The sequence below is a fragment of the Actinomadura kijaniata NBRC 14229 genome (assembly GCF_001552175.1).
Taxonomy (GTDB): domain Bacteria; phylum Actinomycetota; class Actinomycetes; order Streptosporangiales; family Streptosporangiaceae; genus Spirillospora; species Spirillospora kijaniata.
The window spans coordinates 1-22,182 of the sequence record NZ_BCQR01000058.1 but is presented as its reverse complement, the minus strand read 5'-3'; the positions used below and the strand labels follow the sequence as shown (position 1 = coordinate 22,182).

Sequence of the window (22,182 nt, the reverse complement as noted above, 5' to 3'; positions counted from 1 at the left end):
CACCTCGTCGGTGCCGGGTCGGTGGTCGACCGCTTGGGAACGGGATCGGAAGGAGGGGCCGCCGGGGCGGCCCCTCGCGTGCCGGAGGTCAGGCGCCGAAGGCCGAGACCATGTCGTCGGCGTCGTCGCCGAGGGCCTCGATGGCCACCAGCGGGTTCCAGTAGTCGACGTAGCGGCTGATCCTGCCGTTCTCCGTCCAGACCAGGGAGATGTAGGTCTGCTCGTAGGGGCGGCCCGTGGACCGGGCGGTGCCCCGGCTCCGGAACTCGGCGACGACCAGCGCGGGGTCGGTGGTCTCGTGGAAGCGCAGGTCGGTGAACTCGACCTGGAAGTGCTCGGGGAAGTTCCTCATGTAGGCGTGCAGCCCCGCCTTGCCCCTGACCTCGCGGGGGTAGCCCTCGGGACCGTAGGGGAACTCCAGGACCCCGTCCTCGGTGAACAGGTCCACCCACTCGGGGATCCGCCCGGCCGAGAGCAGGTCGAGGTGGTCCCGGAAGGTCCGCTGGGCGCGGGCGCGAACGACTTCGGTGCCGGTGGTCATGGTTCCTGACGTCCTTTCGCGTGCGGGCCGGCCCTCTAGTAAGCGGTTGACCACTTTCTTGTGAGGGCGCACTGAGCCCATGGCTGTTGAACGGCGGGGGACGGCGCGCGTCCCCTCCGGTGAGCGGCGGTCCGACGGGCGGCCGTCCGGCTCACATGGAAGCAATTAACCACTCACATCTTGGAGATGTCAAACCGCCGATCTCGGGCGGCGGTCGTCTGCGGCCCCGGTCAGCCGGTTTGACGGGCGCGAGATGAAAGTGGTTGATTAATCGCATGAGCACCAGGGAGCGGCAGCGTTCGACCGCCGAGGAGCGACGCGCCACCGTCCTGCGCACGGCGGTCGGCACGTTCGCCGAACGCGGCTACTACGGCACCTCCACCATGGACGTCGCCAAGGCCGCGGGCATCTCGCAGGGCTACCTCTACCGGCTGTTCCCCGACAAGGAGACCCTGTTCGCGGCCGTGATCGACTACTGCTCGGCCCGGCTGCGCGAGGCGGCGGCCGAGACGGTCGCGGCCGTCGACGGCACCGACCCCGAGGTCGTCCTCAGGGCCCTGGGCTCGTCCTACGACAAGGTGGTCGCCGACCGCGACCTGCTGATGATCCTCATGCACGGCAACTGCGCCGCGAGCGTCCCGGTCATCGGCGAGGCGGTCCGCGCCTGCTACGCCAAGCAGGTCGAGTACATCAGGGCGGTCTCCGGCGCGTCCGACGAGCGGCTCCGCCGCTACTTCGCCGACTCCCTGCTGGTCAACGTGGTCCACGCGGTGGGCGCCACGACCGTCGACGCCCCCTGGGCCCGCACCCTGCGCGGCTGACCCCACCGGCCCTGAAGTCGTGCCGGATGTCCCACGGGGCCACGGAGACGGTGATCTCGCCCCGTGCCCACATGGCGTAGGGCACGGCGGGCGGAGTGTTCCGTGTCCGTTCCGGGAGGAACATGAGCGTTACTCCCAGGGCTCCCAGAGCTCGGTGTCGATCTCGAAGTCGAGCGGCTCCGGGAGGCGGATGGTCTCGCCGAACGCCCACGAGTCCTCGTGGAGGTAGGCGGCGGTCGCCTCGTCCGGGATGGAGTACAGGAAGACGCGGGCGACTTTCGGGTCGCGGTCGACGAGCAGGTAGTAGGGGATGCCCGAGGCGGCGTAGGAGTTCCACTTGTTGTCGTTCCGGCGTGTCCGGGGACGTCGGTCGGTGTCCGCGTTCCCGGGCGAAGTGATCTCCACGACCATCTCGGCCTCGTCGGAGACGAGCTTCTTGGCCCTCGTCCTGCGCACGGACAGGGCGGCCTGCCGGTCAAGGACGGTCAGGTCGGGGACGAACCCCTTCTCCGTGCCCACGAGTACGAGCCCGCTCCCGACGTCGTATCCCCACGGGAAATCGGGCTGGTCCCGCCGTGCGTCGCCCAGCGAGTCGATGATGTCGGCGACGAAGCCGTTGTGTTCGGGGGGTGCGGCGGGGGACACGATGATCTCGCCTTCGACGACTTCGACTTTGGAGCCTTCGGGCACGGGGAAGAAGTCATCGAGCCTGTCGTTCGCCCACAGGTTGAACAGGGTGTCGGGGAAGGCTTCCGGGTCCCTGTAGTGAAGCGTGACGGTCACGTTCGGCGACTCCTCCCTCACGATCTGCTCCAGTCATCGTAGGGGTCCTTGACTCTGAGCGTACCCAGAACGGCAGGAGCGGTCGCCGAGAGTGACCGGGCGTCAGTGGCGGTCGCGGCGCAGGCGGGTGATGAACTTGTAGCGGTCGCCCCGGTACAGGGACTGCGCCCACTCCACCGGCTGGCCCGTCGAGTCGAACGCGTGCCGCGACAGCAGGAGCATCGGCAGCCCCACGTCCACCCCGAGCAGCTGCGCGTCGTGCGGGGTGGCCAGGACGGTCTCGATCGTCTCCTCGGCCTCCGCCAGGTGGACGTCGTACGCCGTGCCCAGCGTCTCGTACAGGGAACGGTGCCTCGGCAGCTCCCGGCGCAGCCCGGGGAAGCGGCGGGCCGGGAGGTGGGAGGTGTCGATCGACATCGGTTCGCCGTCGGCCAGGCGGAGGCGGTGGATGCGCAGGACCCGGCCGCCGGGGCGGATGCCGAGCAGCGCCGCCAGGCGCTCGTCGGCGCTCACGTAGCCGATCTCCAGGATGCGGGTCTCCGGGTGCAGGCCGTGGTGGCGCATGTCCTCGGTGTAGGAGACGAGCTGGAGTTCCTGGGAGACCTTCGGCTTGGCGACGAACGTCCCCTTGCCCTGGATGCGCTGGAGCCGCCCCTCGACGACCAGCTCGGCGAGGGCCTGGCGGACCGTGGTGCGGGAGGTCTCGTACTTCTCGGCCAGGGTGCGCTCCGGGGGGAGCGGGCTGCCCGGCGGGAGGGACTGGATCAGCTCGACCAGCAGTTCCTTGAGCTTGTAGTACTTGGGAATCCTCGCCGGCGTCGACGCCGGGTGACGCCTGTTGATGTCACCCAACGGCGCGCGTTCGTAGCCGACCCCGTGGCGGGGCCTGCCACTGACCTCCGTCACGGCCTCTCCTCACGTTCATCACCGGTTGTCCCCGATGTTACGTCCGAAGACTACGGGCGGTAGAGGCCGCCACCCGCGTCAGGGCCCCCCGGAGTGTTGCGATATCGGTCTCGTTCAGGCCCGCGTGGGCCGTCAGGCGCAGGCAGGCGCGGCCCTTGGGGACCGAGGGGGGACGGAAACAGCCGACCCGGACACCGTGGTCACGGCAGGTTTCGCGGGCCTGGAGGGCGAGATGGGGTTCACCGAGGAACACGGGGACGACGGCGGCGGCCGGGACGGCGGTCTCCAGGCCGAGACCGGCCGCGAGGTTTGACAGGGCGGCGGCGTTGGAACGGGCCCGCGCCGGCAGGTCCGGATCGGCCTCGACGACGTCCAGGGCCGCCAGGGCCGCGCCGGCCGCCGCCGGGTTGAGGCCGGTGTCGAAGATGAACGAGCGTCCCGTGTCCACCAGCGTGTCGATCACCTCGGGCGCGCCCAGGACCGCCCCGCCCTGCGCGGCCAGGGACTTGGACAGCGTCAGGGTCAGGACCACGTCCGGTTCGCCGGTGAGACCGGCGGCGTGGGCCGCGCCCCGGCCCTCGGGGCCGACGACGCCCAGCGAGTGCGCCTCGTCGACCACCAGCAGGGCGCCGTGGGCGCGGGCGGCCCGGTGCAGGTCGCCCAGCGGGGCCAGGTCGCCGTCCACCGAGAACACCGCGTCGGTGACCACCAGCGCGTGCGCCTCCTCGCGTTCGGCGAGCGCCTGCTCCACGGCGGCGGCGTCCCGGTGCGGGACGATCACCACGCGGGACCGCGACAGGCGGCAGGCGTCCACGATGGAGGCGTGGTTGACCTGGTCGGACACCACCAGCACGCCGGGGCCGGCCAGCCCCGCCACCGCGCCCAGGTTCGCCAGGTAGCCCGAGGAGAACGTCAGCCCCGCCGCCGCCCCGGTGAACGCCGCCAGCCGCCGGTCCAGCTCGGCGTGCAGCTCGGTGGTGCCGGTGACCAGGCGGGATCCCGTCGAGCCGGTGCCCCAGTGCCGTGCCGCGCGGACCGCGCCCTCGATCAGGCGGGGGTCGCGTGACAGCCCCAGGTAGTCGTTGGAGGCCAGGTCGAGCAGCCCGTCGTGGTCGGCGGTGCGGGGGTGCAGGCGGCGGCGCAGGCCCGCCTCCTCCCGGCGGAGCGCGGCGGCGCGGAAACGGGCCAGGACGTCGGTCATGCGCGCATCCTGCCAGGTGGGAGCGGTGTCGGGGATGGGGCAGGGCGACAAATGAGCGATGATGTGTTTTGTGCCTACGTTGAGCGACCTGGTGCGCGACCACACCGATCTGACCGCCGAGGACGTGGAGTGGCTGCACGCCCTGGTGTCGGACTGGCAGCTGCTGGCCGACCTGTCCTTCGCCGACCTGCTGCTGTGGGTCCCGCTGAAGGCGGACGCCGCGCCGCCCGAGGAGCCGGGGCGGCGGCCCCGGGGCGGCGACCCGCGCCCGGCCGCGCCCGACGCGGTGCCCGGCTGGGTCGCCATCGCCCAGATGCGCCCCACGACCGGCCCCACCGCCTACCCCGAGGACCTGGTGGGCAAGGTCGTGCGGACCGGGCGGCGCGGGCTGATCGACGTGGCCTGGCGGGAACGCCGCATCGTGCGCGAGGGCGACCCCGAGTGGGGCAGCGGGATACCGGTCCGCGAGGAGTCCATCCCGGTCCGGCGCGGCACCAAGCTGGTCGGCGTCATCCAGCGCTCCACCAACCTCAGCTCCGCCCGCACGCCCAGCCGCCTGGAGCTGACCTACCTGCAGAGCGCCAGCGACCTCGCCCAGATGATCGCCGAGGGGCGGTTCCCGGTGCCGGGGGAGGAGCCCAACCTGGTGCGCTCCCCGCGCGTCGGCGACGGGCTGATCCGCCTGGAGCGCGCCGGCCGCATCACCTACGCCAGCCCCAACGCGCAGTCGGCGTTCCGGCGCCTGGGGTTCTCCGGCGACCTGGTCGGCGAGTCCCTGGGAACGGTCACCGGTGCGCTGTGCGACACCGGCGAGCCCGTGGAGGAGGCGGTCAGCGCCGTGCTCAGCGGGCGCGCCCCCCGCGAGGTCGAGGTCGAGGCCAACGGGTCGATCATGCAGCTGCGGACCATCCCGCTGGTGGTCGGCGGCACCCGGATCGGCGCGATCGTGCTGTGCCGCGACGTCACCGAGCTGCGCTGGCGCGACCGGGAGCTGATGACCAAGGACGCCACCATCCGGGAGATCCACCACCGGGTGAAGAACAACCTGCAGACCGTGGCGGCGCTGCTGCGGCTCCAGGCGCGGCGGCTGCGCATCCCCGAGGGGCGGGCGGCGCTGGACGAGGCGGTGCGGCGCGTCGGGTCCATCGCGATCGTGCACGAGACCCTGTCGCTCACCCCGGACGAGCTGATCGACTTCGACGACATCGCCGACCGGGTGATCATGATGGCGGGGGAGGTGTCCACGCCCGAGACGCGCGTGGTGCCCAAGCGCACCGGGACGTTCGGCGTGCTGTCCGCCGAGATCGCCACCCCGCTGGCGATGGCGCTGACCGAGCTGCTGCAGAACGCCCTGGAGCACGGCCTGGCCAACCACCGGGGCGGCACCCTGGAGGTCTCGGCCCGCCGCTACGGCGAGCCCGGCCCCGCGGTGAGGACGGCCGTGGACACGGCGCAGACCCCCGTGTGGGGGGAGTGGCCCGACTCCGGCGACGCCCAGGCCGCGCCGCGCGAACCGGCGGGCGAGGGGCGGCGGCTGGTCGTCACCGTCTCCGACGACGGCGTGGGCCTGCCCGACGACTTCGACGTGGAGAACAGCAACAGCCTCGGCCTGCAGATCGTCCGCACGCTGATCGTCGGCGAGCTGGGCGGCCGGCTGGACTTCCGGGCCCGGCCCGGCGGCGGCACGGAGGTGGAGGTGGACGTCCCCCTCGACCACGGGCAGCGCCCCGGACCGCCGCGCTGACGGGTGCCGCGGCGAAGGGGCGGGACGCGACGAACCCCCGTGGTGTCACGGGGGTTCGTTCGCCTGAGACGCCCTGGGCTCTCCGGCCGGGAGGTTCGGAGGCGGCGCCGCCGTCGAAGTGTCGCGGTCCTCGTGGAGTTGTGGTGTCGCGGTGTCGTCGTGCGGCCGCCGTCAGGCCGACACGTCGGCGTTGGCGCGGGCGCGGGCCCGGGCGGCGCGGCGCTTGAGGGCGCGGCGCTCGTCCTCGCCCATGGCGCCCCAGACGCCGGAGTCCTGGCCGGACTCCAGGGCCCAGCGCAGGCAGGCGTCGGTCACGTCGCAACGCCGGCACACCTGCTTGGCCTCTTCGATCTGCAGGAGCGCGGGCCCGGTGTTACCGATCGGGAAGAACAGCTCGGGGTCCACGTCACGGCAGGCTGCGCGGTGGCGCCAGTCCATGCGGTCCACTCCTTCGTCAGCGATGGTGGAAGTCACTTCACTTGTGAACAGATTCACACGTCGCGAACACCCCAAGATCCAAAAGGTTTGGTCAGGGGTGACGGTGTGGCGGCGCTGCGATCAGGAGGCTGACGGCACTGGGCCACCTGTCGGCTGGCGCACTTTGAGCGTGTCAGGGCCGCCTGGGCAGACGCAAGACCTTTGAGAAATGTTTCTCAAAGGTTGGGTGTCGTATGTGTCACATCAGTGGGTCGCCGCTGTTGCTTTCCTGTTAACAGGGTCCGGCGGCGGCCTCAAATGACGATCCGCACCGCCCTGGGCACCGCCCGGAACACGAAGCCCTCCTGCTCGCCCAGGTAGTCGCCGTCCAGCTGGAACGCCACCGGGCGGTCGGCGTGCAGTGTGACCTGCGCCGCATCGTGGACGTTCACCACCTGCCGCCCCTCCACCGGCCGGGTCCGCGCCGACATCATCCGCACCAGCGCCGCCAGCGTCGGCGCCACGTCCAGCGAACGCATCCCGAACACATCCAGCCCGCGCGAGAAGTTCGCCTTCGGACTGGGATTCACCGGCAACGGCCCGAGGAAAGTCCACGGCGCGGCATTGGACACAAAGGCGAGAAAGAGGCCTTCTTTGCTGGGCCGTCCCGGCACTTCCAACGTAAGCGCCGGATGGCGCCGGTCGGTGCCGGTGAAGAAATGCCGCAGCGCCGTGCGCACATACAGCGACGGGTCGGCCTTCGCGCCGCCCAGCCGCCGCAGCTCCACCTCGCGCACCACCTCGGCGTCCAGGCCCACGCCCGCGTTGAACGTGAAGTACCGCTCGGTCCCGTCGGCGAGCTCGGCCACCGCCAGCCCCACCGAACGGTGCCGCCCGGCCCGCAGCGCCTCCAGCACCGGGCGGGTCGCGGCGATCGGGTCGTTGGGCAGGCCCAGGGCGCGCGCGAACACGTTGGCGCTCCCGCACGGCAGCACCGCCAGCGCGGGCAGCTCCGGGTCCGCGCCCTGCGCGAGCAGGCCGTTCACCGCCTCGTTCACGGTGCCGTCGCCGCCCAGCGCGATCACCATGTCGAAGCCCTCGTCGGCGGCGCGGCGGGCCAGCTCGGTGGCGTGGCCGCGGTGCCCGGTCTCGGCGACGTCCACGTCGAGGTCGCCGGTGAAGGCCCGCAGCAGCAGTTCGCGGGCCCGCCGGGAGGTGGAGGTCGCCATGGGGTTGGCGATCAGCATCGCGCGCACGGCGCAAGGGTATCCACCTCGTCCGGGGCATGAGCCCACCATGGGTCCACCGCGAACGCCCCAACACCCGGTCAGTGCCCGGACCGGAGCCCGATCGCGTCGGGTCGCGGCGGGCCCGCGCGGAGCGGGCAGTAGGGTTTCGGGTTGTGTCCAAGCGTCCCAGCACCGTTTACGCCGCCGCCGCGTTCGAGGGCCTGGAGGGCCTGGCCGCCCTCGGCTTCGGGCTGTTCGTCGGCCTGGAGACCGTCCTCGGCAAGGCCGTCGATCCGGCGACCGCCGTCGCGTTGACCGTGTTCGCGCTGGTGGGCGGGGCCGTCATGGTGGGTGTCGCCCGCGGCCTGCTGCTGGCGCGGCACTGGTCCCGCGCGCCGGTCGTCGTCACCCAGCTTTTCGCGCTGCCGGTGACGTGGAGCCTGTGGCAGAGCGACCAGCCGGCGTACGCGATCCCGCTGGGCGTGGCCGCGGTCGGCGCGCTGGTGACGGTCCTGGCGGGCCCGACGACCCGCTGGCTGGCCGAGGCCGAGGAGGACGAGGACACCTCCGAGCTTTCGGAGTGACCCCGCGACGCCGTGGAGCGCCGGCCCCTTCCGGGGTCCGGCGCTCCACGGCGTTCGTCGTCCGTCGCGTCACTCGTCGGCGGTCAGGCCCTCGCGCAGCTGGGCCAGCGTCCGCGCCAGCAGGCGGGACACGTGCATCTGGGAGATGCCCAGCTCCGCCGCGATCTGCGACTGCGTCATGTTGCCGAAGAAGCGCAGCAGCAGGATCTTCTTCTCGCGGGCCGGGAGCTTCTCCAGCAGCGGCTTGAGGGACTCGCGGTACTCCACGCCCTCCAGCGACTCGTCGATCATGCCGAGCGAGTCGGCGACCGCCGGGGCGTCCTCGTCGCCGGAGTCGGGGGCGTCCAGCGAGACGGTGGAGTAGGCGTTGGCGGACTCCAGGCCCTCCAGCACCTCCTCCTCGCTCATCTGGAGGTGCGCCGCCAGCTCGCTGACGGTGGGCGCGCGGCCCTCGCGCTGCGCGAGGTCGCTGATCGCCTTGGTCAGCGACAGCTTCAGCTCCTGGAGCCGCCGGGGGACCCGGACCGCCCAGCCCTTGTCGCGGAAGTGCCGTTTGATCTCACCGACGATCGTGGGCGTGGCGTAGGTGGAGAACTCCACGCCCCGGCCCAGGTCGAACCGGTCGATCGACTTGATCAGGCCGATGGTGGCGACCTGGATCAGGTCGTCCAGCCACTCGCCGCGGTTGCGGAACCGGCGCGCCAGGTACTCCACCAGCGGCAGGTGCAGCTCCACGAGCTGGTCGCGGATGCGCTGGCGCTCGGGGTCGCCCTCGGGCAGCTCGGCGAGCCGCTCGAACAGCGCGCGCGCCCGCGCGCGGTCCGGCACGGCGCTGCTGTTGCCGGTCACGGCCTCGGGGCGCTCGTTACCCTCGCCCGCCAGGGATGTCGTCTTTTCCGTCACGGGGCCCCCGCAGAACCGCGGCGCTTCTGGAGCGTCACGGTGACCCGGTCGTCGGCGCCCGCGCGGGCGTCCACCTCACCGGCCAGCGACGACAGAACGGTCCAGGCGAACGTCTCGCGGCTGGGCTCCTGACCGTCGACGGTCAGCACGGACACCGCGATCCGGACGGTGTCGTCGGTCAGTTCGAACTCGCAGGTCAGGTCGGTCCCCGGGACCGCCTGCGCGAGCAGCATCGCACACGCCTCGTCCACGGCGATGCGCAGATCCTCGATCTCGTCCAGTGTGAAGTCCAGGCGCGCCGCCAGACCCGCCGTCGCGGTCCGCAGCACGGACAGGTACGCGGAGGCGGCCGGCAGCTTCACCGTCACCACGTCGCGCTCGGACAACTTCGTACTGGCCGCCAGTGCAGCGGTTTCCTCGGTCACGTCACTCCTCGTGGGATGGTCCCGCTGTTTCGAAACTACCGCTAACGGGGCCCGGTGCGAGCGTTCGGCGCGCGTGGCTTTCCCACCGATGTCGCGCCGACTTCGCAGTTCGCCCCGCAAACCCGTACACGAAGCGAAATAAGTCACGCCGTGTGACGAGCTCAACGTCCCGTGACGGGCGTGACGGCGCTCCCGGCGAGTTCCCCGATGGTGTCACCGGTGAGCCGGTAGACGTCCCACTCGTCCTGCGGGCGGGCGCCGAGCGACTCGTAGAACCTGATCGACGGGGTGTTCCACTTCAGCACGGCCCACTCGACGCGGCCGTAGCCGCGCTCGTCGGCGATGCGGGCGAGCTCGGCCAGCAGCAGCTTGCCGTAGCCCCGGCCCCGCATCTCCGGGTCGACGTACAGGTCCTCCAGGTAGATGCCGTGGCGGCCGAGCCAGGTGGAGAACGTCAGGAACCAGACCGCGAAGCCCACGACCCGGCCCTCGTGCTCGGCGATCAGCGCGAAGACCTTGGGCTCGGGGCCGAACAGGGCGGCGTTCAGCTGCTCCTCGGTGGCCCGCACCTCGTGCAGGGCGCGCTCGTACTCGGCCAGGTCACGGATCAGCCGGAGGATCTCCGGAACGTCCTCGGGGGTCGCATTGCGGATCATTGCCGCAGGTTATCGCGTACCGGGAACGCGACGGGCCCGCCCGCCGGAGTGCGGCGGGCGGGCCCGGTCCGCGCGTGCGCGGGTTCGCCCGGAGGTCAGGCGGAGGTCAGGCGGCGACCTTCTTGGTCTCCCAGAAGATGTCGCTGATCTCTTGGATCTTGGCGAGGAGCTCCTCGGCGACCTTCACGTCCACGCTGCCCTTGGTGCCCGCGGCACCGGCCAGCTTGGTGGCCTCGTTGAACAGCTCGTGGAGCTGCGGGTACTTCTCGAAGTGCGGCGGCTTGAAGTAGTCGGTCCACAGCACCCACAGGTGCTCCTTGACCAGGTTGGAGCGCTGCTCCTTGATCTGCAGCGCGCGGGCGCGGAAGACCGGGTCCTCGTTGGCGTGGTACTTCTCAATGATCGCCTTGACCGACTCGGCCTCGATGCGGGCCTGCGCGGGGTCGTAGACGCCGCACGGCAGGTCGCAGTGCGCGCTCACCTTGGTCGTGGGGCGCAGAAGGTTGACGAGCACCTTCGTTTCCCTTCCCTCGTAACGGATCATGCTCAGGTCTCTGACATTACTCTTGTGCGCGCGGCGGCGGCGCGTCAGGGCGCTCGGTCTTTGGGCGTAGGACCCACAGGCCACGGCCCGTGCGCCGGGTTCGCCGGACTCGCCGGTCCTTCACCGCTCGGCGGCCGTTCAATCGAGGAGCGCGGGATGAAGTCGAGGGGAGCCGCCGGGCCGCTGCTGGCGGCCGGGGGCGCGCTGGCCGCCGGAGGCGTGCTGCTGGCGCGGCGGCGGGTGCGGGCGGTCGCGGTGACGGGGGAGTCGATGCTGCCGGCGCTGCGGCCGGGGGACTGGCTGCTGGTGCGGAACGGGGCGCGCGTGTCGGCCGGGGACGTGGTGGTCGCGCGGCATCCGCTGCGGCCGGGGACGCTGGTGGTGAAGCGCGCGGCGTTCCGGTCCGGGGACGGCTGGTGGCTGGAGAGCGACAACCAGGGGGCCGCCGGGCGCCAGGACAGCTGGGACTTCGACGCGGTGCCGGACCGGCTGGTGCTGGGGCGCGTGGTGGCCCGCTACTGGCCGTCGCCCCGGGTGTTCCCCGCCGGGGGCTGAACCTCGGCGGTGACCTGGTCGCTGGTGCGGCGGGCGGCGGCGACGCCGGGGCGGCCCGTCCAGTGGACGGCGCAGTGGCGGCGGGTCCGGGTGGGCGTGGCGTCGAAGAACACCCGTTCGCAGCCGTCGGCGCGGCACACCCCGAGGCGCTGGAGGCCGTGGTCGCTGATCTTCACGGCCAGGCCCATCGCGGCGCGGGCGGCGAACCGGTCGGGGATCGAGCCGCCCTCGTTGAGGTGCAGATGCCACTCGCCGTCGTGGTCGGAGATCTGCGGATGGACGGGATGCTGGATGAGCAGCGAGTTGAGGCGGTCCATGGCCTCCTGCTCGCGTCCGGCCGCGGCGGCGACGAAGACGGCGTGCAGCTCGGCGCGGAGGCTGCGCATGACGTCCAGGTCGCGGTGGCCGATGCGGCCGCCCATGTGCGGTTTGTCCCGCAGCAGGGTCTGTAGTCCGGTCAGGTCCTGTAGCGCGTCGCCGGCGGAATCCCGCGTGTTCACGAGTTCGATCGCCAGGTCCGCGTAAGAGGCGAGGTCCACGTGCGCTCCTGACGGAGTGACCTGATGTGCGAATCGTTGAGGTGGTGATTCCCCTATGTCGAGTATTACACCTTGGGTGACGAAGGAAGCAGGCACGAGAGTCGCAGAATATGAAATATTGTGCGGTCGTGGCCGGTGGCGGCCGTCAAATTGATCGTCGGACGGCCGATCGGAAACAAACTCCATGGCCGCCTCGGGGTGGCGCGGGGTGACCGGAACGGTGACGGCCCGTGATCCCCCCGGGGGATCACGGGCCGTCGTGCGTCGGATGCCTGGGTCAGGCGCGGGCGACGCCCTCCCGGCGGGCCTGCGCGGCGACCGCCTCGGTCACCGCCGGGGCGACCCGCTCGTCGAACGGGTTCGGGATCACGTAGTCGGCCGACAGGTCGTCACCGACGATCGCGGCCAGCGCGTCGGCGGCCGCCAGCTTCATGCCCTCGGTGATGGTGTGCGCCCGCACGTCCAGCGCGCCGCGGAAGATGCCGGGGAACGCCAGCACGTTGTTGATCTGGTTGGGGAAGTCGCTGCGGCCGGTCGCCACGACCTTCGCGTGCCGCCGCGCGACCTCCGGGTGGACCTCCGGGGTCGGGTTGGACAGCGCGAACACGATGGCGTCCTCGCTCATCGTCGCCACGCACGACTCCCGGACGGTGCTGCCGGACAGGCCGATGAACACGTCCGCGCCGCCCAGCGCCTCCTCGGTGGAGCCCTCCAGGCGCGACCGGTTGGTGATCGTCGCGATCTCCTGCTTGATGGGGTTGAGCCCGTCCCGGCCCTCGTAGATCAGCCCCTTGCTGTCGGACAGCGCGATGTCGCCGATGCCCGCGTTGATGAGGATCTTCGACACGGCGATGCCGGACGCGCCCGCGCCCGCCACGACCGCGCGCAGCTCCGACAGGTCCTTGCCGACCAGGCGGGCGGCGTTCTTGAGCGCCGCCAGCGTCACGATCGCCGTGCCGTGCTGGTCGTCGTGGAACACCGGGATGTCCAGCGCGGCGCGCAGCCGGTCCTCGATCTCGAAGCAGCGCGGCGCGGAGATGTCCTCCAGGTTGATGCCGCCGAAGCTCGGGGCCATCCGGATGACGGTGTCGACGATCTCGTCCACGTCGGTGCAGTTCAGCGCGATCGGCACCGAGTCGACGCCCGCGAACTCCTTGAACAGCAGCGACTTGCCCTCCATGACCGGCATGGAGGCGGCCGGGCCGATGTCGCCCAGTCCGAGCACGGCGGTGCCGTCGGTGACGACCGCGACGACCCTGGAGGTCCAGGTGTAGTCGTGGGCGAGCTCGGGGTTGTCGGCGATGGCGGTGCAGACCCGGGCCACGCCGGGCGTGTAGGCCAGCGAGAGGTCCTCGGCGTTGCGCACCGGGATGCTGGAACGCATCTCCAGCTTGCCGCCGCGGTGCAGCGAGAACGCCGGATCGTCGTCGAGGGACGGTTCGGTGGGAATGGGCTCAGCAGCCACAGCGACCCCTGTCAGTGAAATGGATTCGGGCGATGCCCGCCGCAAGGTGGTGCGGTCTGGTGGCCGTGCACCCGGGAGGCATCTCGCGACGTACGGGGGTCACCCGTTGTCCGATTGTGCCACACGGCCGCCGGACTTCCAGGAAACGGCAGGTGAGGATCGTCACGCGACCCGCCGCGCCGGGACGCCGGCGACACCGGTGCGTGACGCGGGCGGGCGGCGTCGGCAATGATCGGCAGGTGATCGGTGGGCACGCGGATAGGTCCGCACTGTTGTGTGATTGTTTCGCATCCTTAATCGGATACGTCCTCGTCATGCGACAGGATGTGCCCTCAACCCTCGGATCTGCCCGGATCTGACGTGAAGAAAATGGAGGGGGACCTGATGAGCACCGGTTCTCTGGGTCGTCGTGCCGTGACGGCCGCAATTGCCCTTGCGGGTGTGCTCGCGCTGGGAGCGTGCGCCGGCGGCGACGACAAGAACTCGTCGGCACAGCAGCCCAAGGTCCCCGGGGTGAAGCTGGTGACCCCCGGCAAGCTGAAGACCTGCACCAGCCTGCCCTACCCGCCGTTCCAGTTCCCCCAGGGCGGCAAGACCGTCGGCTTCGACGTGGACATGATCGACCTGGTCGCCAAGAAGCTCGGCGTCACCCAGGAGATCGTCGACGTGAAGTTCGACATCATCAAGAGCGGCGCGGCGCTCAACTCGGGCCGCTGCGACGTGGCCGCCGCCGGTATGACGATCACCGACGAGCGCAAGGCCAACCTGGACTTCTCGGTGCCCTACTTCCCCGAGACCCTCGGTCTGATGATCAAGAAGGGGGCGGGGGTCAAGTCGCTGGACGAGGTGAAGGCCAAGAACCTGCGCCTGGGCGTCCAGACCGGCACCACCAGCCTGGACGAGGCCAAGAAGAAGGGCATCCCGGCCAAGGAGTTCGACGACGCGGGCAAGCAGCTGCTGGCCATGCAGTCCGGGCAGATCGACGTCATCCTCCAGGACCTGCCGGTCGTCAACGACTGGATGAAGAAGCCCGACGTGTCCAGCAAGTACGAGCTGAGCAACCAGTTCCCGTCGGGCATGCAGTACGGCTTCGCGGTGAAGAAGGGCGGCAACCCCGAGCTGCTGAAGGTCATCGACGAGACCATCAAGACCGCGGTGTCCGACGGCACCTGGAAGAAGAGCTACGTCCAGTGGATCGGCTCGGAGCCGCAGACCACGCCGAAGTTCTGACGGGGGCCTGATCTCGATCATGGTTACCACCAGCAAGGAACCGTCCGGACCTGCCGGCGCCACCGCCGGCCGGTCCGGGCTGTCCCCCCGGCAACGGCGCCGGATCAGCATGATCACGCAGTACGTCCTGTTCGTGGTCGTGCTGGTCGTGCTGGCCTTCACCATCGACTGGCCGAAGATCCAGGAGACGTTCTTCGACTTCAAGGCGACCCGGGAGATGTACCCGGACCTGTTCACGGTCGCCCTGAAGAACACCGTCATCTACACCGTCAGCGCCTACGTGGTGGGCTTCGTGCTCGGCCTGGTCGTGGCGCTGATGCGGCTGTCGTCGGTGGCGCTGTACCGCTGGGTCGCGCTGCTGTTCGTGGAGATCTTCCGCGGACTGCCGGCGCTGCTCACCCTGCTGATCATCGGGTTCGGCCTGCCGGTCGCCCTCGGCGGGCCGGTGCCCGGCGGGACGGTCGGCGCCGTCGCGGTCGGCCTGGGCCTGGTCGCGGCGGCCTACATGGCCGAGACGTTCCGGGCGGGCATCCAGGCGGTGCCGCGCGGCCAGATGGAGGCGGCCCGCTCGCTGGGCATGTCCTATCCCCGCGCGATGTTCTCGATCGTCATCCCGCAGGGGCTGCGGATCATCATCCCGCCGCTGACCAACGAACTGGTGCTGCTGTTCAAGGACTCGTCCCTGGTGTCGGCGCTCGGCATCGCGGCGGCCGGCGTCGAGCTGACCAAGATGGGCTCGGACTTCGCCATCAACACGGCGGACGCGACGCCGTTCGTGGTGGCGGGCGCGTCCTATCTGATCATCACGGTGCCGCTGGGCATCGTGGTGCGGCGGCTCGAAGCGCGACAGGCGAAGGCACGGTGACCCGATGACCCACATGGTGGAGATCCGCGACCTGCACAAGTCGTTCGGATCCCTGGAGGTGCTGAAGGGGATCGACTTCACGGTCGACCGCGGCCAGGTCATCTGCGTCATCGGGCCGTCCGGCTCGGGCAAGTCGACGCTGCTGCGCTGCGTGAACCTGCTGGAGACCCCGACCAAGGGGCAGGTGTTCGTCGAGGGGCTGGAGCTGACCCACCCCGACGTGGACATCGACGCCGCGCGCCGCCGCGTCGGCATGGTGTTCCAGCAGTTCAACCTGTTCCCGCACCTGACGGTGCTGGACAACATCACCATCGCGCAGCGACGCGTGCTCAAGCGCGGCAAGGCCGAGGCCGTCCGGGTCGCCGAGGAGAACCTGGCGAAGGTCGGCCTGGAGGGCAAGGGCAGGAGCTACCCGGCGCAGCTGTCGGGCGGCCAGCAGCAGCGCGTCGCCATCGCCCGCGCCCTGGCGATGGACCCCGACCTGATGCTGTTCGACGAGCCCACCTCGGCGCTCGACCCCGAGCTGGTCGGGGACGTGCTGGCGGTCATGCGGCAGCTCGCCGACGAGGGCATGACCATGATCGTGGTCACGCACGAGATGGCGTTCGCCCGCGACGTGGCCGACCGCGTGGTGTTCATGGACGGCGGCGTGATCGTCGAGGAGGGCTCGCCGGACCGGGTGATCGGCGCGCCGGAGCACCCGCGCACGCAGACGTTCCTGCGCCGCGTGCTGGACCCGACCCACGCCGAGCCGGACGAGCTGGACACCGGGCACCCGCACCGGGGCCTCACCGGCGAGGAGTCCCCGGACATGGTCAAGGGCCCGAGCCGCCACGGCGGCGAGGGCGCCGGCGCCGGAGGCGTCGGAGCGCTCTAGCCCACGCGTCGGCGGCCCCCGCCTCCCCTCCGGGAGGCGGGGGCCGTTCGCGTTTCCGGTAACCGGGTGCTGATCCGGTGGGGGGCGGCGGACTAGGGTCGGGGCATGTTCGCTGTCACGGCTACGAGTTTCGACGCAGACAATCCGCTCAACGGGCTGACGGCGGGGGAGCGGCCCGATCCGCAGGCCCCCGACGGGTGGGCGACCGTCACGGTGCGGGCCGCCGCGCTCAACCACCACGACCTGTGGTCGCTCCGGGGCGTGGGGCTGCGCGAGGAGCAGCTTCCGATGATCCTCGGGTGCGACGCGGCCGGGGTGGACGAGGACGGCAACGAGGTCATCGTGCACGCCGTCATCGGCGACCCGGACCGGGGCGACGGGGACGAGACGCTGGACCCGAAGCGGACGCTGCTGTCGGAGAAGCACGACGGGACGTTCGCCGAGAAGGTCGTGGTGCCGCGCCGCAACCTGGTGCCCAAGCCCGAGGGGCTGTCGTTCGAGGAGGCGGCCTGCCTGCCGACGGCGTGGCTGACCGCCTACCGGATGCTGTTCGAGAAGGCGGAGCTGCGGCCGGGCGGGTCGGTGCTGGTACAGGGCGCGGGCGGGGGCGTGTCGAGCGCCGCCATCGCGCTGGGGGCGGCGGCCGGGTTCCGGGTGTTCGCGACCAGCCGGAGCGAGGCCAAGCGCAAGCGGGCCCTGGAGCTGGGGGCCGACGCGGTGTTCGAGCCGGGGGCGCGGCTGCCCGAACGCGTCGACGCCGTCATCGAGACCGTGGGCGAGGCGACCTGGTCGCACTCGCTGAAGTCGCTGCGGCCCGGCGGGCGGATCGTGGTGTCGGGGGCGACCAGCGGGCAGGTGCCGCCGGCCGAGCTGAACCGCGTGTTCTTCCTCCAGCTGTCGGTCGTCGGCTCGACGATGGGCACCCGGGCGCAACTGGAACGGTTGGCGAAGTTCCTGGTCAAGACGGGTGTGCGTCCGCACATCGACCGGGTGCTGCCGCTGTCGCGGGCGGGCGAGGGCTTCGCGGCGATGCACGGGGGCGACCTCTTCGGGAAGATCGTCTTCACTCCCTGAGTGCTCCTCCCGGACGGTCATAGCCATCGGTTATCGCGACGTGTCTTGGACGGGGCGGGACGTGCGGCGGCAGAGTCGGACGCGTTCCCCCCGACCATGACGCGAGGAGTTTCCCGATGAGCAAGGTATGGCTGGTCACCGGCGCCACCAGCGGTTTCGGGCGTGCGATCGCCGAGGCCGCCGTGGCCGCCGGGGACGTGGTGGTCGCCGCCGCGCGCCGTCCGGCCGCCCTGGACGACCTGGTGGCCGCGCACCCGGGCCGGGTGGAGGCGGTGGAGCTGGACGTCACCGACGCCGCCGCGGTCGACGCGGCCGTGGCGGGCGTCGTGGAGCGGCACGGGCGCGTCGACGTGCTGGTCAACAACGCGGGCCGCAGCCACGTCGGAGCGGTGGAGGAGACCACCGACGCGGAGCTGCGGGCGCTGTTCGAGGTGCACGTGTTCGGCCCGGCCGCGCTGACCCGCGCCGTCCTGCCGCACATGCGCCGCCGGGGAGGCGGCGCGATCGTGCAGATGAGCAGCATGGGCGGGCAGATGTCGTTCGCGGGCTTCGGGGCCTACAGCGCCACCAAGTTCGCCTTGGAGGGCCTGTCGGAGGCGCTGGCCGACGAGGTGCGGCCGTTCGGGATCAAGGTGCTGGTGGTGGAGCCGGGGGCGTTCCGGACCTCGCTGTTCGCCAACGTCGGCCTCAGCGAGCCGAGCGACGCCTACGCCGACACGGTCGGCCCGACCCGGCGGATGGTCGAGACGGGCGACGGCGCGCAGCCCGGCGACCCCGCCAAGGCCGCCGCCGCCATCCTGGCGGCCCTGGAGGCGGAGGAGACCCCGCTGCGGCTGCCGCTCGGCGACGACGCGGTGGACGCGGTCCTCGGGCACCTCGACGCGGTCCGCGCCGAGGTCACCGCCTGGGAGAAGGTCGCCCGCGACACCCGGTTCAGCGACTGAGCGCGCGCAGCGTCCCGGCGAACCCCTCCCGGGTCCGTTCCCGGAAGCCGACGAAGAACCGGTTGGCCAGGGGAACGGCCCAGCGGCCCCGGGTGGCGACGTTGAGCACGCGGTGGGTGATCCGCGTGCCGTCGCCCTCCGGGGCGAGGTGGTACTCGCCCCGGTACCACCATCCGCCCTGGACGGCGACCAGGTCGTCCCGCTCCTCGACCCTCAGGTACCCGTCGGAGAACATCGCGACCAGCGCCCGCCGGACCTCGGCGGGCGCGCGGTCCACGTGGCCCGTCTCCTCGGCCAGCGGCGCCGCGCTCACCGCCGGCCTCCCGGAACGGTGCCCGGCGCGACCCGGAAGCCGACGGCCTCCAGCAACGGCTTCCGCTTGGTGTTGTGGAACGCGGCGATGCGCCACCGCCCGTCGCCCTCCCGGACCAGCGTGGTGGTCTGCACCTTGTCGAGCTTGCGCGGGGCCCTGCCCTTGTAGGTGTCGCCGCGCCCCGTGATCACCGCGACGTCGGGGGTGAGGAAGCGGACGTCCGCGATCTCCCCGGCGAGCCGGGTCCCCTTGAGGAACCTCCCGAAGAGCATGCGGTGGCTCTCCACGATGTCGCGGCGCCCCCGGTACCGGGTGCCGACGTACGTCGTGTAGGTGGCGTCCTCGGTGAACAGCTCCCCGTAGGCGTCGGCGTCGCCGCGTTCCCAGGCGTCGTTGAGGGCGTCCAGAACGGCGGTGACCTCGGTGGGGTCGTGCGCGACCGGCATGGCATGCTCCTGTTCGTTAGACTGGAACAGTTTCTGCATGGAGACAGTATCTGCACACATGCAGATATTCAAGGAGTGTCATGGCGCAGCGGCCTTCGGGCGAACGGCACGAGATCTTCCGCGACTACCTCGACGCGGTGGGGCTGCACGCCCTGGCCGGGGCGGAGGCGGCCGGGCTCCAGGCGTCCGAGTGGTACGCGATGAGCCAGATCTCCCTGGCCGGGAGCCTGACCCCGGGCGAGCTGTCCGCGCGCACCGGCCTGACCACGGGCGCGACCACCCGGCTGATCGACCGGCTGGAGCGGGCGGGCCGCGTGCGGCGCGTCGCCGATCCGGGCGACCGCCGCCGGGTCGTCGTCGAACCGGCGCCGGACGCGCCCGACGTCGACATCGACGCCATCGTGGGACCGGCGCGCCGCCGCGTCGGCGAGGTGCTGGAGCGGTACACGCCCGAGCAGCGGGAGGTGCTGTTCGACTACTTCCACCGCGCCGCCCCGGCGTTCCGCGAGGCCACCGAGGAGATCCGCGCCGCGCTCAGGGACCGGAAGCGGCGTTAGGGGCGGCGAGCGGATCGACCGGCGGCGGCTGCTCGCCGGTCGGGGAGACCGGGAACCACAGCACGAACGTGCTGCCGACGTCCTCCTCCGAGTGCAGCCGCACCTGGCCGCCGTGCGACTCGGCGATGTGCCGGACGATCGCCAGGCCGAGGCCGGTGCGGCGTTCGCCGGGGCGGTGCCGGTCGCCGCGCCAGAACCGGTCGAACACGCGCTCCCGGTCGTCCGCGCGGATGCCGGGGCCGGTGTCCTTGACCGCCAGCCACAGCCAGCCGTCGCGGCGGCCCGCGCCGACGGTGACGGCGGAGGCGGGCGGGGCCAGGCGGACCGCGTTGGACAGCAGGTTGCCGACGGCGCGGCGCAGCGCGTCATGGTCGCCGATCACCGTCAGGCCGGGGGTGGTGCGCAGCACCAGGGTCTGGCCGCGCTCGGCGGCCAGGGGCCCGTGCTCCTCCACGGCCTCCCGCGCGACGGTCGCCAGGTCCACGTCGGCGTCGTCGAGGGCGGGCGCGGACCGGCGGGCGGTGGCCAGCAGGTCCTCCACCAGCCGGGTCATGCGGGTGGTGGCGCGGTCGACGACCTGCACCGCGCGGTCGTGGTCGGCGGGGTCGGTGCCGGGCGCGGTCAGCACGGCGTCCAGGTTCGCCCGGATGATCGCCAGGGGGCTGCGCAGCTCGTGCGAGGCGTCGTCGATGAGGCGGCGCTGCGCCTCGAACGCCGCGTCCAGCCGGTCCAGCATCGAGTCGACCGTGTCGGCCAGCGACCGCAGCTCGTCCTTGGGCCCGGCCAGCCGGATGCGCCGCGACAGGTCGGTCGCCTGGATCTCCTCGGCGGCGGCGGTGATCGCGGCGACGGGCCGCAGCGCGCGGCCCGACAGCACCCAGCCGATGCCGAGGCTCGCCACGAACAGCCCGCCCAGCACCCCCAGCGAGTAGTTCCGCAGCGTCCGCTGCGTCTCGTAGTGGATGGCGGAGGCGACCTCGCTCTCCTTCACCACCTCCACCACCTGCCCGGTGGACAGCTTGCTGCCGTCGGCGGTGACGCGGACCTTCTCGGCGTTGAACGTCTTGCTGATCGGGCGCGCGTCGGTGTTGGCGGCGATCACCCAGTAGACGCCGCCGAGCACCAGCGCCGTCAGCACGAACAGCAGCGTCGAGTACATGACGGTCAGCCGGAAGCGGATCGTCTGGGTGAACGCCGGCGGCCTCACGCGGGCACCTCCCGCAGCCGGTACCCGCGCCGCACCAGCGTCTCGATCAGCGGCGGGTCGTCGTCGCCGAGCTTGCGGCGCAGCGTGCCGACCGTGACCCGCACGGTGTTGGTGAACGGGTCGGCGTTCTCGTCCCACACGTGCTCCAGCAGCTCCTCGCTGGAGACGACCTCGCCGGGGCGGCCCATCAGGTAGCGCAGCACCGCGAACTCCTTGGGCGTCAGGCGCAGCGCCCGGTCGCCCCGGAACGCCTCCTGCCGGGAGGTGTCCAGCCGCAGCGCCCCCACCGTCAGCACGGCCGTCCCGCCGCCACTGTCGCGGCGCAGCAGCGCCCGCACGCGGGCCAGCAGCTCGGGGAACGCGAACGGCTTCACCAGGTAGTCGTCGGCGCCCTGGTCCAGGCCCTGCACCCGGTCGGCGAGCCGGTCGCGGGCGGTGAGCATCAGGATGCGCAGGTCCGCCCCGGTCTCCCCGGCCACCTCCCCGGCGCGGATCGACCGGCAGAACTCCATGCCGTCGCCGTCGGGCAGGTTCAGGTCCAGGATCATCAGGTCGTAGGCGGCGGCGTACAGCTTCTCGGTGCCGGTCGCCACGTCCAGCGCGACGTCCACCGCGTAACCGGCCCGCACCAGGCCGAACCGCAACGCCTCGACCAGGTCTTCCTCGTCCTCGACGAGCAGTACCCGCATGGCCGTTCACCCTATGAGCCGGCGGGCCGTGTCGACAGCCCGGTCGGCCGGGATCGCGAAGCCGATCCCGATCGAACCCGATCCGCCCCGGCTGAGCATCGCGGTGTTGACGCCGACGACCTCGCCGCGCGCGTTCACCAGCGGGCCGCCGGAGTTGCCGGGGTTGATGGAGGCGTCGGTCTGCAGGACCGGGCCGTTCAGGGAGCCGCCGCCGGGCAGCTCGCGGTCCAGGGCGCTGACGATGCCACCGGTGACGGTCCCGGCCAGCCCCAGCGGCGACCCGATCGCCAGCACCGGGTCGCCGACCCGCACGTCCGCCGACCGGCCCATCACCAGCGGCGGCGGGCTGTCGCGCGGCTCCACGGCCAGCACGGCGATGTCCTGCGCCTCGTCGGCCCCGACGACGCGGGCGGCGAGCCGCCGCCGGTCCGACAGCACGACGGCGACCTCGCCGCCCTGCCCGGCCACGCCGTCCACGACATGGGCGTTGGTCACGATGTGGCCGCCCCGGTCCACCACGAACCCCGACCCCGAGGCGCGGGCCCGGCCGCTGGCCACCTCCACCGACACGACGCTCACCTGCACGCGGGCGGCCATGTCGGACAGGTCGCCGGGGCCGTTCACCGGCCCGGCGGAGGACTGGCGGATCGGCGCGGGGGCCCGCCCG

General features: G+C 71.8%; 27 protein-coding genes. 10 read left to right on the top strand and 17 right to left on the bottom strand.

All coding sequences use genetic code 11. From position 1 onward, the window contains the following. Positions 1 to 88: 88 nt before the first annotated feature. On the bottom strand, positions 89 to 541 hold the full coding sequence (locus AKI01S_RS19260) for a nuclear transport factor 2 family protein (RefSeq protein ID WP_067819395.1): 453 nt from the start codon (positions 539 to 541) through the stop codon (positions 89 to 91). 275 nt (positions 542 to 816) lie between these two features. Here AKI01S_RS19260 and AKI01S_RS19255 point away from each other — a divergent pair, with 275 nt between their 5' ends. Beyond that, positions 817 to 1,362: a TetR/AcrR family transcriptional regulator gene (locus AKI01S_RS19255; RefSeq protein ID WP_067819393.1), complete on the top strand. Its 546-nt coding sequence runs from the start codon at positions 817 to 819 to the stop codon at positions 1,360 to 1,362. Between the two features lie 129 nt (positions 1,363 to 1,491). Here AKI01S_RS19255 and AKI01S_RS19250 read toward each other — a convergent pair whose 3' ends face one another. From AKI01S_RS19250 to AKI01S_RS19240, 3 genes are all read right to left on the bottom strand, one after another. Beyond that, entirely contained in the window at positions 1,492 to 2,166 is a 675-nt protein-coding gene (locus AKI01S_RS19250; protein WP_169813978.1) for a Uma2 family endonuclease, read from the bottom strand. An 81-nt stretch (positions 2,167 to 2,247) separates the two neighbouring features. Next, positions 2,248 to 2,997: a GntR family transcriptional regulator gene (locus AKI01S_RS19245; protein ID WP_083999843.1), complete on the bottom strand. Its 750-nt coding sequence runs from the start codon at positions 2,995 to 2,997 to the stop codon at positions 2,248 to 2,250. A 91-nt stretch (positions 2,998 to 3,088) separates the two neighbouring features. Continuing rightward, positions 3,089 to 4,252, bottom strand: a complete 1,164-nt coding sequence (locus tag AKI01S_RS19240) for an 8-amino-7-oxononanoate synthase (RefSeq protein WP_067819387.1) — start codon at positions 4,250 to 4,252, stop codon at positions 3,089 to 3,091. A 70-nt stretch (positions 4,253 to 4,322) separates the two neighbouring features. On the opposite strand from AKI01S_RS19240, the gene AKI01S_RS19235 reads away from it, so the two are divergent. Beyond that, positions 4,323 to 5,996, top strand: a complete 1,674-nt coding sequence (locus AKI01S_RS19235) for a GAF domain-containing sensor histidine kinase (protein WP_067819384.1) — start codon at positions 4,323 to 4,325, stop codon at positions 5,994 to 5,996. Between the two features lie 171 nt (positions 5,997 to 6,167). Here the strand turns inward: AKI01S_RS19235 and AKI01S_RS19230 are convergent, their stop codons facing one another. Further along, positions 6,168 to 6,434, bottom strand: a complete 267-nt coding sequence (locus AKI01S_RS19230; RefSeq protein ID WP_067819381.1) for a WhiB family transcriptional regulator — start codon at positions 6,432 to 6,434, stop codon at positions 6,168 to 6,170. Between the two features lie 293 nt (positions 6,435 to 6,727). Then, the gene (locus tag AKI01S_RS19225; protein WP_369688729.1) at positions 6,728 to 7,660 is read right to left on the bottom strand and encodes a diacylglycerol/lipid kinase family protein; all 933 of its coding nucleotides are present in this window, start codon (positions 7,658 to 7,660) and stop codon (positions 6,728 to 6,730) included. A gap of 155 nt (positions 7,661 to 7,815) precedes the next feature. Here AKI01S_RS19225 and AKI01S_RS19220 point away from each other — a divergent pair, with 155 nt between their 5' ends. Then, positions 7,816 to 8,226 (top strand): hypothetical protein, encoded by a 411-nt coding sequence (locus AKI01S_RS19220; RefSeq protein WP_067819375.1) that lies wholly within the window; start codon positions 7,816 to 7,818, stop codon positions 8,224 to 8,226. A gap of 69 nt (positions 8,227 to 8,295) precedes the next feature. Here AKI01S_RS19220 and AKI01S_RS19215 read toward each other — a convergent pair whose 3' ends face one another. The 4 genes from AKI01S_RS19215 to sodN form a co-directional block, all read right to left on the bottom strand. Further along, complete coding sequence (locus AKI01S_RS19215; RefSeq protein ID WP_067819515.1) at positions 8,296 to 9,054, bottom strand: RNA polymerase sigma factor SigF; 759 nt, start codon at positions 9,052 to 9,054, stop codon at positions 8,296 to 8,298. A 71-nt stretch (positions 9,055 to 9,125) separates the two neighbouring features. Then, the gene (locus AKI01S_RS19210; RefSeq protein ID WP_067819373.1) at positions 9,126 to 9,554 is read right to left on the bottom strand and encodes an ATP-binding protein; all 429 of its coding nucleotides are present in this window, start codon (positions 9,552 to 9,554) and stop codon (positions 9,126 to 9,128) included. Positions 9,555 to 9,715: 161 nt separating this feature from the next. Beyond that, positions 9,716 to 10,210, bottom strand: a complete 495-nt coding sequence (locus tag AKI01S_RS19205) for a GNAT family N-acetyltransferase (RefSeq protein ID WP_067819370.1) — start codon at positions 10,208 to 10,210, stop codon at positions 9,716 to 9,718. 106 nt (positions 10,211 to 10,316) lie between these two features. Continuing rightward, a complete protein-coding gene (sodN, locus tag AKI01S_RS19200; protein ID WP_083999825.1) occupies positions 10,317 to 10,724 on the bottom strand; it encodes a superoxide dismutase, Ni in 408 nt (135 codons plus the stop codon). Between the two features lie 186 nt (positions 10,725 to 10,910). Here sodN and sodX point away from each other — a divergent pair, with 186 nt between their 5' ends. Further along, positions 10,911 to 11,309 carry a nickel-type superoxide dismutase maturation protease gene (gene sodX / locus AKI01S_RS19195; RefSeq protein WP_245681697.1) on the top strand — a complete coding sequence of 133 codons (399 nt, stop codon included), beginning with the start codon at positions 10,911 to 10,913 and terminating at the stop codon, positions 11,307 to 11,309. Here the strand turns inward: sodX and AKI01S_RS19190 are convergent. Both AKI01S_RS19190 and AKI01S_RS19185 read right to left on the bottom strand, forming a co-directional pair. After that, the gene (locus tag AKI01S_RS19190; protein ID WP_067819363.1) at positions 11,270 to 11,848 is read right to left on the bottom strand and encodes a CGNR zinc finger domain-containing protein; all 579 of its coding nucleotides are present in this window, start codon (positions 11,846 to 11,848) and stop codon (positions 11,270 to 11,272) included. The genes sodX and AKI01S_RS19190 overlap by 40 nt on opposite strands. Before the next feature lie 277 nt (positions 11,849 to 12,125). Further along, on the bottom strand, positions 12,126 to 13,313 hold the full coding sequence (locus tag AKI01S_RS19185) for an NAD(P)-dependent malic enzyme (protein WP_067819360.1): 1,188 nt from the start codon (positions 13,311 to 13,313) through the stop codon (positions 12,126 to 12,128). A 441-nt stretch (positions 13,314 to 13,754) separates the two neighbouring features. Here AKI01S_RS19185 and AKI01S_RS19180 point away from each other — a divergent pair, with 441 nt between their 5' ends. From AKI01S_RS19180 to AKI01S_RS19160, 5 genes are all read left to right on the top strand, one after another. Beyond that, on the top strand, positions 13,755 to 14,543 hold the full coding sequence (locus AKI01S_RS19180) for an ABC transporter substrate-binding protein (RefSeq protein WP_245681696.1): 789 nt from the start codon (positions 13,755 to 13,757) through the stop codon (positions 14,541 to 14,543). Between the two features lie 109 nt (positions 14,544 to 14,652). Beyond that, a complete protein-coding gene (locus AKI01S_RS19175) occupies positions 14,653 to 15,408 on the top strand; it encodes an amino acid ABC transporter permease (RefSeq protein WP_245681695.1) in 756 nt (251 codons plus the stop codon). Positions 15,409 to 15,412: 4 nt separating this feature from the next. After that, positions 15,413 to 16,285 (top strand): ATP-binding cassette domain-containing protein, encoded by an 873-nt coding sequence (locus AKI01S_RS19170; RefSeq protein WP_083999823.1) that lies wholly within the window; start codon positions 15,413 to 15,415, stop codon positions 16,283 to 16,285. Between the two features lie 105 nt (positions 16,286 to 16,390). After that, positions 16,391 to 17,359 carry a zinc-binding dehydrogenase gene (locus AKI01S_RS19165; protein ID WP_067819354.1) on the top strand — a complete coding sequence of 323 codons (969 nt, stop codon included), beginning with the start codon at positions 16,391 to 16,393 and terminating at the stop codon, positions 17,357 to 17,359. A 116-nt stretch (positions 17,360 to 17,475) separates the two neighbouring features. Further along, a complete protein-coding gene (locus AKI01S_RS19160; RefSeq protein WP_067819351.1) occupies positions 17,476 to 18,303 on the top strand; it encodes an oxidoreductase in 828 nt (275 codons plus the stop codon). Here AKI01S_RS19160 and AKI01S_RS19155 read toward each other — a convergent pair. Beyond that, positions 18,293 to 18,616, bottom strand: a complete 324-nt coding sequence (locus AKI01S_RS19155; protein WP_067819349.1) for a hypothetical protein — start codon at positions 18,614 to 18,616, stop codon at positions 18,293 to 18,295. The two genes, AKI01S_RS19160 and AKI01S_RS19155, sit on opposite strands and share 11 nt — an antisense overlap. Then, positions 18,613 to 19,062, bottom strand: coding sequence for an SgcJ/EcaC family oxidoreductase (locus tag AKI01S_RS19150; RefSeq protein ID WP_067819346.1), 450 nt, complete (start codon positions 19,060 to 19,062; stop codon positions 18,613 to 18,615). Before AKI01S_RS19150 ends, AKI01S_RS19155 begins: the two co-directional genes overlap by 4 nt. Before the next feature lie 80 nt (positions 19,063 to 19,142). On the opposite strand from AKI01S_RS19150, the gene AKI01S_RS19145 reads away from it, so the two are divergent. Then, positions 19,143 to 19,619: a MarR family winged helix-turn-helix transcriptional regulator gene (locus AKI01S_RS19145; RefSeq protein WP_067819343.1), complete on the top strand. Its 477-nt coding sequence runs from the start codon at positions 19,143 to 19,145 to the stop codon at positions 19,617 to 19,619. On the opposite strand, the gene AKI01S_RS19140 is transcribed toward AKI01S_RS19145, so the two are convergent. The 3 genes from AKI01S_RS19140 to AKI01S_RS19130 form a co-directional block, all read right to left on the bottom strand. Next, on the bottom strand, positions 19,597 to 20,826 hold the full coding sequence (locus AKI01S_RS19140; RefSeq protein ID WP_067819340.1) for a sensor histidine kinase: 1,230 nt from the start codon (positions 20,824 to 20,826) through the stop codon (positions 19,597 to 19,599). The genes AKI01S_RS19145 and AKI01S_RS19140 overlap by 23 nt on opposite strands. Further along, positions 20,823 to 21,515 (bottom strand): response regulator transcription factor, encoded by a 693-nt coding sequence (locus tag AKI01S_RS19135; protein ID WP_067819337.1) that lies wholly within the window; start codon positions 21,513 to 21,515, stop codon positions 20,823 to 20,825. The genes AKI01S_RS19140 and AKI01S_RS19135 overlap by 4 nt, the downstream gene beginning before the upstream one ends. 6 nt (positions 21,516 to 21,521) lie before the next feature. Continuing rightward, the coding region (locus tag AKI01S_RS19130) for a S1C family serine protease (RefSeq protein WP_067819334.1) at positions 21,522 to 22,182 on the bottom strand (661 nt) is incomplete at its 5' end.